Source organism: Stutzerimonas tianxiuensis (genome assembly GCF_053470365.1).
This window is the reverse complement of the sequence record NZ_JBPVWS010000005.1, coordinates 171,865-184,868: the sequence shown is the minus strand read 5'-3', so window position 1 is coordinate 184,868 and position 13,004 is coordinate 171,865. Positions and strand designations below refer to the sequence as shown.

The window sequence follows — 13,004 nt, the reverse complement described above, 5'->3', positions numbered from 1 at the left end:
GGGTACGGCAGGTTCGTTAAAGCAAGCGCTGTGCCTTTGCGCGATCTACGGCGTTTGGGAGCCTCTTGAGTGGAAGTGCAGCCACGGGTGCACCAGCCCGACGCCTCTCGGCGCGGGCGGGCACTCTTTATGGGCTAGAACTTATGGGCTAGAAAAACCCCAGTGGGTTGATGTCGTAGCTGATCAGCAGGTTCTTGGTCTGCTGGTAGCTGTCGAGGATCATCTTGTGGGTTTCGCGACCAACGCCGGACTTCTTGTAGCCACCGAACGCCGCATGCGCCGGATAGAGGTGGTAGCAGTTGGTCCAGACGCGCCCGGCCTTGATCGCGCGGCCCATGCGATAGGCGCGGTTGATGTCGCGGGTCCAGACGCCCGCGCCGAGGCCGTACTCGGTGTCGTTGGCGATGGCCAGGGCCTCGGCTTCGTCCTTGAAGGTGGTCACGCCGATCACCGGGCCGAAGATTTCCTCCTGGAACACGCGCATCTTGTTGGTGCCCTTGAGCAGCGTCGGCTGGATGTAATAGCCGGTGGCGAGGGAACCCTCGAGCTTTTCTGCTGCGCCGCCGGTGAGCACTTCGGCGCCTTCCTGTTTGGCGATTTCCAGATAGGACATGATCTTGTCGAACTGCTGCTGGCTGGCCTGGGCCCCGACCATGGTGTCGGTGTCCAATGGGTCGCCACGCTTGATCTGCGAGACCTTCTTCATTACCGCTTCCATGAACGGTCCATAGATCGACTCCTGCACCAACGCCCGAGACGGACAGGTGCAGACTTCACCCTGGTTGAAGAAGCCCAGCACCAGCCCTTCGGCTGCCTTTTCGATAAAGGTCGGCTCGGCCTGCATGATGTCTTCGAAATAAATATTCGGGCTCTTGCCGCCCAGCTCAACGGTGCTCGGGATGATGGCCTCAGCGGCGCGCTTCATAATGTGCGAGCCCACCGGTGTCGAGCCGGTGAAGGCAATCTTCGCGATGCGCTTGCTGCTTGCCAGGGCCTCGCCGGCTTCACGGCCATAGCCCTGAACCACGTTGAGCACACCTGGTGGCAGCAGGTCACCGATCACTTCCATCAGCACGGCGATGCCCAGCGGCGTTTGCTCGGCAGGCTTGAGCACCACGCAGTTACCCGCGGCCAGCGCTGGGGCGAGCTTCCAGGCGGCCATCAGGATCGGGAAGTTCCACGGAATGATTTGCCCGACCACGCCCAGCGGTTCATGGAAATGGTAGGCGGCGGTGTGCTCGTCGATCTCCGCAGCGGTGCCTTCCTGGGCGCGGATGCAACCGGCGAAGTAGCGGAAGTGGTCGGCGGCGAGGGGGATGTCCGCGTTAAGGGTTTCGCGCACGGCCTTGCCGTTGTCCCAGGTTTCGGTAATGGCGAGCATCTCGAGGTTCTGCTCGATGCGGTCGGCGATCAGCAGCAGGATCAATGAGCGCGCCTGTACGCTGGTCTTGCCCCAGGCATCAGCCGCTGCGTGGGCGGCGTCCAGCGCCTTCTCGATGTCGGCAGCGTCGGAGCGTGGAAACTCGGCAATGGGCTGACCGTTAACCGGGGACAGGTTGGTGAAGTATTGGCCGTTGGCTGGCTCGACGAACTCGCCGTTGATGAAGTTGCCGTAACGGGACTTGAAGGAAACGACAGCGCCTTCGCTGCCGGGATGGGCGTAACGCATGGTGAGTCTCCGGGGCTTGTAATTGTGTTGGGACTGCTGTCATCCAGCGTAGAACAAAGTCCGTTCGTCGGCTGGCGAGGCGACGTGCGGTGTACCGCTGGTCGGGCATTGGCAGCGCCAGTGCTGTGCTAATCTGCGCCGCAGTTTTCGGCGCCCACAGGCGCGGCTGTGCCGCCTGATCCCATTGCCCGGCGCGGCGTTTTTCAGAGGTCATTCATGCATATCCATATTCTCGGCATTTGCGGCACCTTCATGGGATCGCTGGCAGTGCTGGCCAAGGAGCTGGGCCACCGCGTCACCGGTTCGGACGCCAATGTCTATCCCCCGATGAGCACTCAGCTTGAGGCTCAGGGCATCGAGCTGACCCAAGGCTACGAGCCCAGTCAGCTCGAACCGGCGCCGGACCTGGTAGTGATCGGCAATGCGTTGTCACGTGGCAACCCGGCCGTGGAATACGTGCTGAACAAGGGGTTGCCTTATGTGTCCGGCCCGCAGTGGCTGGCTGACCATGTGCTGCAGGGCCGCTGGGTGTTGGCTGCGGCAGGCACCCACGGCAAGACCACCACCAGCAGCATGCTTGCGTGGGTGCTGGAACATGCCGGCATGAGCCCAGGCTTTCTTATCGGCGGGGTGCCGCAGAATTTCGGCATCTCCGCCCGACTGGGTAGTACGCCATTCTTCGTGGTTGAGGCGGACGAGTACGACAGCGCGTTCTTCGACAAGCGCAGCAAGTTCGTCCACTACCGCCCGCGCACGGCGATCCTCAATAATCTCGAGTTCGACCACGCGGATATTTTCCCGGACCTCGCTTCAATTGAACGCCAGTTCCACCATCTGGTACGCACGGTGCCGAGCGAAGGACTGGTCATCCATCCGGAATCCGAGCAGGCGCTCAAGCGCGTTATCGGCATGGGTTGCTGGACGCCGGTGCAGACCACCGGCGAAGGCGGGCAGTGGCAGGCGAATCTGTTGAGCGCCGACGGCTCGCGCTTCGAGGTGATTTTTGAGGGTGACGTACAGGGCGTAGTCGACTGGGAGCTGACCGGCCAGCACAACGTCAACAATGCACTGGCGACCTTGGCCGCAGCACGGCACGTGGGCGTGTTGCCGAAGCAGGGCGCCGAAGCGCTGAGCGAATTTCGCAGCGTCAAACGACGCATGGAAAAGGTCGCCGAGGTCAACGGAGTGACCATCTATGACGACTTTGCTCATCACCCAACCGCGATCGCCACCACGCTCGATGGGCTGCGCAAGCGTGTTGGCGATACGCCAATCATTGCAGTGGTTGAACCGCGGTCGAACTCGATGAAACTCGGCGCGCATCGTGAGGGATTGGCCGAGTCGGTGGCGCTGGCGGATCAGGCCATCTGGTACGCACCGCCGAATCTGGGTTGGGACCTGGCCGCTACGGTCGCCGGCTCGCCGGTCGAAACCACCGTCTGCGACTCGCTGGAGGCGATCATCGCCAAGGTCAAGGTCGACGCCACGCCGGGGACGCAGGTAGTGGTGATGAGCAACGGCGGCTTTGGTGGGTTGCACGTCAAACTGGCCACTGCTCTGGCGTAGGGTGGAAATCGCCGAAGGCATTTCCACGCGTAGAGTTGGTAGGGAAATTGGTGTCGGGCGTAACGGTGGAAAAACGCTTCGCGGTTTTCCACCCTACGAGATTCCGAATAGGGCGAATTTGTTCTCAAAACGTCGCGAGCGAAGCTTAGGCAAGGCGAAACCTTGCGAAAAAGCGGAGCTTGCTGGTGCAAGTGAGCATTTCGAGTAAGGTTTCAACGCAGCATAAGCAAGCGCAGCAGCTTTGGGAGCACATTCATGAGCGGACCGGAACGCATCACCTTGGCCATGACCGGCGCCTCCGGCGCGCAGTACGGTTTGCGCCTGCTCGACTGCCTGATCCAAGAAGACCGCGAAGTGCACTTCCTGATTTCCAAGGCCGCGCAGCTGGTGATGGCCACCGAGACCGATGTCGTGCTGCCCGCCAAGCCGCAGGCTATGCAGGCATTTCTCTCCGAATACACCGGCGCCGCGGCGGGGCAGATCCGTGTGTTTGCCAAGGAAGACTGGATGGCGCCGCCGGCTTCCGGCTCTGGCGCACCGACCGCGATGGTGGTGGTGCCGTGCTCGACCGGCACCTTGTCGGCGATTGCCACCGGCGCCTGCAATAACCTGATCGAGCGTGCGGCGGATGTTGCCCTTAAGGAACGCCGACAGCTGATCCTGGTGCCGCGTGAAGCGCCGTACTCGAGCATCCATCTGGAACACATGCTCAAGCTGTCCAATCTAGGGGTGACCATCCTGCCGGCATCACCGGGCTTCTATCACCAGCCGCAGACTATCGATGACCTCGTCGACTTCATCGTGGCGCGCATTCTCAACCTGCTCAACATCCCGCAGGACATGCTGCCGCGTTGGGGCGAGCACCATATCGTCAGTGACGATTGAGTGTGGCTGCGTAACCGGGCAGAGGCACCGTCTCCATCCCGTGACTAATGACCAGGAGCGGTTATGAAACGATCTGTCATGCGGCGTTGCTCGCTACTCCTGACAGTTCTGCTGCTCTCCGGCTGCGGCACAGTGCGCACCCTGAATGCCGCCAAACCCGGCGCACCCATTGTCTACTCCGGCACTCGCCTGGACTGGTACAGCCTCAACGGCGGTTGCTGCCCGCTGGACCGCTTTGGTGCCGAGGCGCCCAGGCATGCAGCGCTCGACCTACCAGCCAGCGCTTTGCTGGACACGCTGTTGTTGCCCTTTGCCCTCGCCGCCGTATTGGGTGTTGGGCTTGGCGTCAGCGGCGGTCTCTGAAACGTTCTGAGGTGACACTGCCTGGCCTGTTACTGATCTGGGTCCAGCGTGGAGCCACGGAAAGGACCATAGTCGCCGTATCTGCAATATGTTGCACATGGTGGTCAGGACCAGGAGGGAAGGGTGAAAGAACAAGCTCAGTTTCACGTGAGTTACTGGTTTATCGCCGTCCTGGCGTTTCTCGGCATTCAATACCTGCTGACGGCACAGCAGGAAGTGGCGACGATCCCCTACAGCGAATTCGAGCAGCACCTCAAGGATGGGCGCATCGACGAGCTGGCGATCACCGAGCGACGTATCGAAGGCACCTTCAAGGAGCCGTTGCCCAGCGGGCAGCGACGCTTCGTCAGTAACCGCGTCGAGCCGCAGTTGGCCGAGCACCTGCAGCAATATCCGGTGCGCTACACCGGCAGGGTGGAAAGCACACTGGTGCGCGACCTGCTGTCGTGGGTCGTTCCGGCGGCGCTGTTCTTTGGCATCTGGCTGTTTCTGCTGCGCCGCATGAGCGGTGGCCTTGGCGGCGGCATGATGCAGATCGGCAAGAGCAAAGCGCGGGTCTACGTCGAGACTGACATGAAGGTTAGCTTCGCTGATGTGGCCGGCGTCGACGAGGCCAAGGACGAACTCAAGGAAATTATCGAGTTCCTGCGTGATCCGCAGGCCTACGGCCGCCTCGGCGGACGCATGCCCAAGGGCGTGCTGCTGGTTGGCCCGCCCGGCACCGGCAAGACGTTGTTGGCGCGGGCCGTGGCTGGCGAGGCAAAGGTGCCGTTCTTCTCCATTTCCGGCTCCGAGTTTGTCGAGATGTTTGTCGGGGTGGGTGCGGCGCGGGTGCGTGACCTGTTCGAGCAGGCCCGTGCCCAGGCACCGGCGATCATCTTCATTGACGAACTGGACGCCCTCGGTCGCGCCCGTGGCGCCGGGCCGCTGTCCGGCGGGCACGATGAGAAGGAGCAGACGCTCAACCAATTGCTGGTCGAGATGGACGGCTTCGATACCTCCAGCGGACTGGTCTTGCTGGCCGCCACCAACCGGCCGGAGATTCTCGATCCGGCCCTGCTCCGCGCTGGCCGGTTCGACCGTCAGGTGTTGGTCGATCGCCCGGACAAAGTCGGGCGGGTACAGATCCTCAAGGTGCACCTGAAAAAAGCCAGGCTCGACGCTGATGTCGATCCTCAGGCCATCGCTGCGTTGACGCCTGGATTCACCGGTGCCGACCTGGCCAACCTGGTCAACGAGGCGACGCTGCTGGCCACCCGGCGTCACGGCGAGGCGGTGAGCATGGAAGACTTCACCGCCGCCATCGAGCGCATCGTCGCCGGTCTGGAGAAGCGCAATCGGCTGCTCAACCCACGTGAGCGCGAGATTGTCGCCTATCACGAAATGGGCCACGCGCTGGTCGCCATGGCACTGCCGGGCGTCGACCCGGTGCACAAGGTCTCGATCATTCCCCGTGGCATGGGCGCGCTGGGCTATACCATCCAGCGACCCATCGAAGATCGCTTCCTGATGACCCGCGAAGAGCTGGAAAACAAGATGGCGGTACTGCTCGGCGGCCGTGCAGCGGAGTGGCTTGTGTTTGCCCACTTGTCCACCGGTGCGGCGGACGACCTGGCCAAGGTCACCGACATTGCCCGAGCCATGGTCACCCGCTACGGCATGTCCCGGCGCCTCGGTCATATGGCATTGGAGCGCGAGCCGAACTCCTTTTTGGGCAACGAAGCGATGCTTGGCCTCAAGCCGCAGCATGATTACTCGGAAAGTACCGCCACAGCGATCGATGAGGAGGTGCAGGAGCTTGTTCAGTCCGCTTTTCAGCGCAGCCTGGCGCTACTTGAGGCACGACGGGAGCTACTCGAGCGCAGCGCAAGCAGGCTACTGCAGCAGGAAACGCTGGAAGGTGAAGAGTTACTCAGCTTGAGTGCTGCTTCAATTAGCGCCTCGGGCCCTTAGTTCCCGCTATCTGAGGCAGACGAAGAGCGTTGTTCATGCTGCGCCAGTGCCCACTCGACATGCTCGCGCACCAGCTCGGACGAGTCGTCGCGGCGCGACTGCAGCGCTTCCAGTACAGGAATGCTGGACGGAGCGTTGCCGAGCCCAACGGCCAGGTTGCGTAACCAGTTCTGATAGCCCGTTCGCCGCAGCGGCGAGCCCTCGGTGCGGCTCAGAAATTCGTCTTCTGTCCAGCGAAACAGCGTGGCCAGCTCGGCATTGTCCAGGCTGTGGCGGGGCTGGAAGTCGGTCTGCTGGGTCGGTTTGGCGAAGCGGTTCCAGGGGCAGACGATCTGGCAGTCATCGCAGCCGAACACTCGATTGCCGATCTTCGACCGTAACTCGACGGGAATCGAACCTTTCAGCTCGATGGTGAGGTAGGAGATACATTTTCGCGCGTCCAGCACGCGTTCGCCGACGAAGGCCTCGGTCGGGCAGATGTCCAGGCAGGCATGGCAGCTCCCACAGTGGTCGCGGGCGGTGGGTTCGTCGACCGGCAGGGCAATGTCGACGAATAGTTCGCCAAGGAAGAACCAGCTGCCGGCTTTGCGATTGAGCACCAGGGTGTTCTTGCCGATCCAGCCGAGGCCGGCCTGCTGCGCGACGGCCTTTTCCAGCACCGGTGCGCTGTCGACGAAGGCACGGAAGCCGAAGGGGCCGATTACCTTCTGAATACGCTCGGCCAGCTGCTGCAGGCGCTTGCGGATCAGCTTGTGATAGTCGCGGCCCAACGCATAGCGGGACACGTAGGCTTTTTCCGGATGCGCCAGTTGCTCGGCCATGTGCGTGTCGCCCGGCAGGTAGTCCATGCGCAACGACACGACTCGCAGCGTACCCGGCACCAGTTGCTCCGGGTGGGAACGTTTGCTGCCATGAGCAGCCATATAGTCCATCTCGCCGTGGTAGCCGGCTGCCAGCCAGCGTTCGAGGTGGGCCTCGTGCTCGCCCAGATCGACACCGGTGATGCCGACCTGCTGGAATCCGAGCTCGCGGCCCCACTCCTTGATGGAGTCGGCAAGAGCGGCTGGGTCGAGGGTGGTGCTGGACATGGCTTCGAATCGTCGGGCATTGCGGTGGGGGAGCGGGTTAACGAGGCAGCCTGCTGAGGTGATCGTCGATCTGCTGCGCTGCGCACCGCGAGACGACCGTGACGCTTTGATCCGCCACCGATGCGTGGGAGCGGGTCGGGCGGCGCATGCGTATAATTCTGCCAGATATTCGCTCGGGTGATTCATGTCCCAGACCACCGATACACTTCCCGTCCCGCTTTACTCTGCCGCTCAAGTGCGTGAGCTCGATGCTCGGTTGATCGCGGCCGGGACCCCCGGTTACGAACTGATGCAGCGTGCCGCGCATGCGGCGTGGCGTGCCTTAAGGCGCCGCTGGCCTGATGCAGACGAGATCAGTGTGCTTGCTGGCCGGGGCAACAATGCCGGGGATGGCTATTTGATTGCGGCATTGGCGCAGCGTGCCGGTCGTCAGGTCCGGGTGTTTGCGGTGGGCGATCCGCAGCAACTGCAAGGCGATGCCGCCCAGGCCTTTGCGGAAGCCCAGGCAGCCGGCGTTGAGGTCACGCCTTGGGCCGCCGGTACGGAGTTGCGCGGCGTGCTGGTCGATGCGCTGCTCGGTACGGGTATTGCCGGCGAGGTGCGTGAACCCTATGCCAGCGCCATACGCGCGATGAATGAAAGCGCGCAGCCGATCCTCTCGGTCGACCTGCCGTCCGGGTTGTGTGCCGACACGGGGCATCAGCTCGGCGACGCAGTGCGGGCCGAGCTGACTGTAACCTTTATCGGCCTCAAGCTCGGCCTGTTTACAGGCCAGGGTCCGGATTGTTTCGGAGCGCTGGTATTCGATGACCTGCAGGCCGATGCGGAGGTCGTCGCACAGATCAAGCCGTCCGCTCTGCGCTTGTGCGAGGCCAACTTGCCGACGCTCGCGCCCCGCTCGCCAACTGCTCATAAAGGAAGCTTTGGTCAGGTGCTGGTCATCGGTGGCGACCTCGGCACCGGCGGCGCCGCGTTGCTCAGTGCCGAAGCCGCGCTGCGCTGCGGCGCCGGCATGGTAACCCTGGCGACGCGTCCCGAGCATGTCACTGCCTCGCTGGTGCGGCGTCCTGAAATCATGTGCAACGGCGTCGAATCCACCTATGCATTGACGGCGCTGACCCAACGCGCCGATGTGCTGGTCATCGGGCCGGGCCTGGGCCAGGCGCCGTGGGGGCGCAGCTTGCTGTCGCTGGCACCGCAATGTCGCGTCCCGCAGGTGTGGGATGCCGATGCACTGAATCTGCTGGCGACAGGTGCGGTCGAGTTGCCAAGTGATTGTTTGCTCACACCGCATCCTGGAGAGGCGGCGCGGCTGCTGGGTATTTCCGTGGCTGATGTGCAGGCCGACCGACCCGCCGCCGCTCGTGCTCTGGCGGCTCGCTTCGGTTGCGCCGTATTGCTGAAGGGCGCCGGAACCCTGATTGCCGATCACGACGGTCGGTTGGCGCTGTGTGATCGCGGGCATCCGGCCATGGCCAGCGCGGGCCTCGGCGATGTCTTGGCGGGGGTTGCTGGTGCATTGCTGGCGCAGGGGCTGGCGCCTTTCGAAGCGGCCTGTCTTGCGGTCTGGTTGCATGCGGTGGCAGGCGAGCGTCTTGGTGCTGGGGGGCGCGGGCTGGTTGCCGCCGATCTGATTCCTATGGTCCGCCAGTTGCTCGAGGAGCATTCACCATGTCTGAACTGACGCTGTTGGCTGCCGACGAAGACGCCATGCTGTTGCTGGGGGCGCGCATCGCCCAGGCGACCGGCGGTCGGGGTGTGATCTACCTCCACGGTGACCTTGGCGCCGGCAAGACCACGCTGTCGCGTGGGCTGATCCGTGGGCTGGGGCACGAGGGCAAGGTCAAGAGCCCGACCTTTACCCTGGTCGAACCTTATGAGACTCCGACTGCACGAGTGTTCCATTTCGACCTGTACCGTCTGGTCGACCCGGAAGAACTGGAATTTCTCGGCATTCGCGACTATTTCGAAGGGGACGCTCTGTGCCTGGTAGAGTGGCCAGAGCGTGGCGCCGGCATTTTGCCAAAGGCTGACCTGGACATTACCATTACGCCGCACGGGGCCGGTCGTATGCTGCGCCTGACGCCACAGGGCGAGCGCGGTAAAGGCTGGTGTTCCATCCTGACCGTCGGCAATCAATGAACATCATGGGGTTGGGTATGCGCATGCGCGCGCTGGTGAGTGGTTTGGCATTGATGTTCGCGGCCATGCAGGTTCTGGCGGCTTCCGACGTCCAGAGCGTGCGTCTATGGCGAGCGCCTGACAACACACGGTTGGTCTTTGACCTGTCTGGCCCGGTCCAGCACAAGGTATTCACCTTGACGGCTCCGGATCGCATCGTCATTGACGTCGACGGCGCCAATCTGGCCAAGCCATTCGATCAGCTGCCGCTGCAGAACACGCCCATCTCGGGGCTGCGTGCAGCGAAATACGATGCGGACACCTTGCGGGTGGTCATCGACCTGAGCGCCGAGGTTTCGCCAAAGAGCTTTACGCTCACGCCGAACCAGCAGTATGGCCATCGGCTGGTGGTCGATCTGTTCGACAATGCTGCCGATGCTGCCGCGGCGTCCACCGCCAACGTCCCGGCGACTGCCACGCCGAGTACGCCAACTGCTCCTGTATCGCCGACCCTGCCGGCGATCAAGCTGCCCCCGTTGCCAAGCAGCAAGCGCGATATCGTCATTGCGATCGACGCCGGGCACGGCGGAGAAGACCCCGGCGCCATCGGCCCTGGCAAGATTTATGAGAAAACCGTGGTGCTGGCGCTTGCCAAGGAGCTGCAGCGCCAGATCAATACCGACAAAGGCTTCCGCGCCGAGCTGGTGCGCACCGGTGATTACTTTATCCCCTTGCGTAAACGCACCGAAATTGCCCGGAAGAAGGGCGCTGATCTGTTCGTCTCCATTCATGCCGATGCGGCGCCGCGGTCGTCGGCCTACGGCGCGTCGGTGTTTGCTTTGTCGGATCGCGGTGCGACATCGGAAACTGCACGTTGGCTGGCTGACAGTGAAAACCGTTCGGACCTGATCGGCGGTGCCGGAAATGTCAGCCTGGGCGACAAGGACCAGATGCTTGCCGGCGTGCTGTTGGATTTGTCGATGACCGCTTCGTTGTCCTCGAGTCTTAACGTCGGGCAGAAGGTGCTGAGCAACATGGGTCGGATCACGCCGTTGCACAAACGTCGCGTGGAACAGGCCGGGTTCATGGTGCTGAAATCACCAGATATCCCGTCGATCCTGGTAGAGACCGGGTTCATTTCCAACCCATCCGAGGCGCGGAAGCTGCAAACCGCAGCGCATCAGCAGGCCTTGGCGCGCTCAATCCACAGCGGCGTGCGACAGTTCTTCCATGAAAATCCGCCGCCCGGCACCTACGTTGCCTGGATGCGCGACTCCGGCAAGATTGCCAGCGCGGCGCGCGAGCATGTCGTTCGTTCAGGCGAAAGCCTGGCGCTGCTTGCTCAGCGCTATCAGATCAGCTTGCCTGCGTTGCGCAGTGCCAACAGCTTGAAAAGCGACGTGATCAAGGTTGGCCAAACGCTGAATATTCCCGCGACGACCCTGGCCTCACAGCCATGATCGAGGCTGCGCGCATCCAGCTGCTGAGTCCGCGGCTGGCGAACCAGATTGCCGCCGGCGAAGTGGTTGAACGACCCGCTTCGGTGATCAAAGAGCTGCTGGAGAACAGCCTCGATTCCGGGGCGACCCGGATCGAAGTGGACGTCGAACAAGGCGGCATCAAACTGCTGCGGGTGCGTGATGATGGCTGCGGTATCCCTGCCGAAGATTTGCCGCTGGCCCTGGCTCGGCATGCGACCAGCAAGATCCGTGACCTGGAAGACCTTGAGCGTGTCATGAGCCTGGGTTTTCGGGGCGAGGCGCTGGCGTCGATCAGTTCGGTCTCTCGGTTAACGCTGACGTCGCGTACGGCTGATGCTGCCGAGGCCTGGCAGGTCGAGACCGAAGGTCGGGACATGGAGGCGCGCGTTCAGCCAGCTGCCCATCCGGTCGGAACCTCGGTCGAGGTGCGCGACCTGTTCTTCAACACGCCTGCACGTCGTAAGTTCTTGCGTACTGAAAAGACTGAGTTCGACCACTTGCAGGAAGTGATCAAGCGGCTGGCACTGGCGCGGTTCGATGTCGCCTTCCATCTTCGCCACAACGGGAAGGTGGTGCTTGCGCTGCATCCGGCCAGTGATCCTGCGTCTCGGGGGCGCCGCGTCGCGTCGGTGTGCGGCCCCGCCTTTCTGGAACAGGCATTGCCGGTCGAGATTGAGCGTACCGGCCTGCATCTCTGGGGATGGGTCGGCTTGCCTACGTTTTCCCGTAGTCAGGCGGATCTGCAGTATTTCTATGTGAATGGACGCATGGTGCGCGACAAGCTGGTCGCGCATGCGGTGCGGCAGGCTTACCGCGATGTCCTGTTCAATGGTCGGCACCCGACCTTCGTGTTGTTCCTCGATGTCGACCCGGCGGTAGTGGACGTCAATGTTCATCCGACCAAACATGAGGTGCGATTTCGCGACAATCGCATGGTGCATGATTTCCTATACGGCACCTTGCACCGCGCGCTCGGTGATGTGCGTCCGGAGGATCAGCTTGCCGCGCCAGCGAGTGTGGCGCCGGTAACCAAGGTCTCTGTCTCTGGTCGTGATGCCGGAGAGTTCGCCGGGCAGAACGAAATGAGCCTTGCTGCCAACGTGCTGGAACAGCCGCAAGCGGAGCAGCCTGCCTGGCGCGGAGCCGGCGCGGGTTATCAGGCGCCTCGGCCGATGCCAGTCGGCAACCTTGCAGAAGCGCAGGGCGCTTACCGGGAGTTCTTCTCGCCACTGGCTGACGCGAATGCAGCGGCCCTGCCGGAAAGCCAGGGCGATGTGCCGCCGCTTGGCTATGCGCTGGCTCAACTCAAGGGCATCTATATCCTCTCGGAAAATGCTCAAGGGCTTGTGCTGGTGGATATGCACGCCGCCCATGAGCGAATCATGTATGAGCGCCTGAAAACCGCGATGGCCAGCGAAGGGCTGCGTGGCCAGCCGCTGCTGGTTCCCGAATCGATCGCCGTCAGCCAGCGCGAAGCCGATTGTGCTGAAGAGCATGCGCAGTGGTTCCAGAGGCTTGGCTTCGAGTTGCAGCGATTGGGGCCAGAAAGCCTGGCGATCCGCCAGATTCCATCCTTGCTCAAGCAAGCCGAGGCGACCCGGCTGGTACAGGATGTGCTGGCCGACCTGCTTGAATACGGCACCAGCGACCGCATTCAGGCGCACCTCAACGAACTGCTTGGCACCATGGCATGTCACGGCGCGGTCCGTGCAAACCGACGTCTTACCGTGCCGGAGATGAACGGCCTGTTGCGCGATATGGAGCAGACCGAGCGCAGTGGTCAGTGCAATCATGGGCGTCCGACCTGGACCCAGCTAGGCATGGGTGACCTGGACAAGCTCTTCCTCCGGGGGCGATAGAAAGGCGGTCTAGCCTTCT

Annotated in this window: 10 protein-coding genes; 8 read left to right on the top strand and 2 right to left on the bottom strand. The window is 62.7% G+C overall.

Features of this window, described 5'->3' with window-relative positions; all coding sequences use genetic code 11:
• Positions 1 to 148: 148 nt before the first annotated feature.
• The gene (gene exaC, locus ACSSNI_RS08970; protein ID WP_200636720.1) at positions 149 to 1,669 is read right to left on the bottom strand and encodes an acetaldehyde dehydrogenase ExaC; all 1,521 of its coding nucleotides are present in this window, start codon (positions 1,667 to 1,669) and stop codon (positions 149 to 151) included.
• A gap of 216 nt (positions 1,670 to 1,885) precedes the next feature.
• Here exaC and mpl point away from each other — a divergent pair, with 216 nt between their 5' ends.
• The 4 genes from mpl to ftsH all read left to right on the top strand — a co-directional run bounded on the left by mpl (position 1,886) and on the right by ftsH (position 6,436).
• Positions 1,886 to 3,235, top strand: coding sequence for a UDP-N-acetylmuramate:L-alanyl-gamma-D-glutamyl-meso-diaminopimelate ligase (mpl, locus tag ACSSNI_RS08965; RefSeq protein WP_200636719.1), 1,350 nt, complete (start codon positions 1,886 to 1,888; stop codon positions 3,233 to 3,235).
• A 255-nt stretch (positions 3,236 to 3,490) separates the two neighbouring features.
• Positions 3,491 to 4,120 carry a flavin prenyltransferase UbiX gene (gene ubiX / locus ACSSNI_RS08960; RefSeq protein WP_102837008.1) on the top strand — a complete coding sequence of 210 codons (630 nt, stop codon included), beginning with the start codon at positions 3,491 to 3,493 and terminating at the stop codon, positions 4,118 to 4,120.
• A 63-nt stretch (positions 4,121 to 4,183) separates the two neighbouring features.
• The gene (locus tag ACSSNI_RS08955; protein WP_418952658.1) at positions 4,184 to 4,483 is read left to right on the top strand and encodes a YceK/YidQ family lipoprotein; all 300 of its coding nucleotides are present in this window, start codon (positions 4,184 to 4,186) and stop codon (positions 4,481 to 4,483) included.
• A gap of 123 nt (positions 4,484 to 4,606) precedes the next feature.
• Entirely contained in the window at positions 4,607 to 6,436 is a 1,830-nt protein-coding gene (gene ftsH, locus ACSSNI_RS08950; RefSeq protein WP_200636718.1) for an ATP-dependent zinc metalloprotease FtsH, read from the top strand.
• Here the strand turns inward: ftsH and queG are convergent.
• The gene (gene queG / locus ACSSNI_RS08945) at positions 6,433 to 7,524 is read right to left on the bottom strand and encodes a tRNA epoxyqueuosine(34) reductase QueG (protein WP_200636717.1); all 1,092 of its coding nucleotides are present in this window, start codon (positions 7,522 to 7,524) and stop codon (positions 6,433 to 6,435) included. The two genes, ftsH and queG, sit on opposite strands and share 4 nt — an antisense overlap.
• 184 nt (positions 7,525 to 7,708) lie before the next feature.
• Between queG and ACSSNI_RS08940 the strand changes: the two genes are divergently transcribed.
• The 4 genes from ACSSNI_RS08940 to mutL are packed head-to-tail and all read left to right on the top strand — an operon-like array spanning position 7,709 to position 12,985.
• Positions 7,709 to 9,208 carry an NAD(P)H-hydrate dehydratase gene (locus ACSSNI_RS08940; protein WP_200636716.1) on the top strand — a complete coding sequence of 500 codons (1,500 nt, stop codon included), beginning with the start codon at positions 7,709 to 7,711 and terminating at the stop codon, positions 9,206 to 9,208.
• Positions 9,196 to 9,666: a tRNA (adenosine(37)-N6)-threonylcarbamoyltransferase complex ATPase subunit type 1 TsaE gene (gene tsaE, locus ACSSNI_RS08935; RefSeq protein WP_200636715.1), complete on the top strand. Its 471-nt coding sequence runs from the start codon at positions 9,196 to 9,198 to the stop codon at positions 9,664 to 9,666. The genes ACSSNI_RS08940 and tsaE overlap by 13 nt, the downstream gene beginning before the upstream one ends.
• 17 nt (positions 9,667 to 9,683) lie before the next feature.
• Positions 9,684 to 11,105, top strand: a complete 1,422-nt coding sequence (locus tag ACSSNI_RS08930) for an N-acetylmuramoyl-L-alanine amidase (RefSeq protein ID WP_325166555.1) — start codon at positions 9,684 to 9,686, stop codon at positions 11,103 to 11,105.
• The gene (mutL, locus tag ACSSNI_RS08925) at positions 11,102 to 12,985 is read left to right on the top strand and encodes a DNA mismatch repair endonuclease MutL (protein WP_200636708.1); all 1,884 of its coding nucleotides are present in this window, start codon (positions 11,102 to 11,104) and stop codon (positions 12,983 to 12,985) included. The genes ACSSNI_RS08930 and mutL overlap by 4 nt, the downstream gene beginning before the upstream one ends.
• Positions 12,986 to 13,004 lie beyond the last annotated feature (19 nt).

Bases quoted from the DNA above. Each gene is read 5' to 3' on its own strand.
- ACSSNI_RS08930 (WP_325166555.1), top strand. From the start codon at position 9,684: ATGCGCATGCGCGCGCTGGTGAGTGGTTTGGCATTGATGTTCGCGGCC.
- queG (WP_200636717.1), bottom strand. From the start codon at position 7,524: ATGTCCAGCACCACCCTCGACCCAGCCGCTCTTGCCGACTCCATCAAG.
- mutL (WP_200636708.1), top strand. From the start codon at position 11,102: ATGATCGAGGCTGCGCGCATCCAGCTGCTGAGTCCGCGGCTGGCGAAC.
- ACSSNI_RS08940 (WP_200636716.1), top strand. From the start codon at position 7,709: ATGTCCCAGACCACCGATACACTTCCCGTCCCGCTTTACTCTGCCGCT.
- tsaE (WP_200636715.1), top strand. From the start codon at position 9,196: ATGTCTGAACTGACGCTGTTGGCTGCCGACGAAGACGCCATGCTGTTG.
- mpl (WP_200636719.1), top strand. From the start codon at position 1,886: ATGCATATCCATATTCTCGGCATTTGCGGCACCTTCATGGGATCGCTG.
- ubiX (WP_102837008.1), top strand. From the start codon at position 3,491: ATGAGCGGACCGGAACGCATCACCTTGGCCATGACCGGCGCCTCCGGC.
- exaC (WP_200636720.1), bottom strand. From the start codon at position 1,669: ATGCGTTACGCCCATCCCGGCAGCGAAGGCGCTGTCGTTTCCTTCAAG.
- ACSSNI_RS08955 (WP_418952658.1), top strand. From the start codon at position 4,184: ATGAAACGATCTGTCATGCGGCGTTGCTCGCTACTCCTGACAGTTCTG.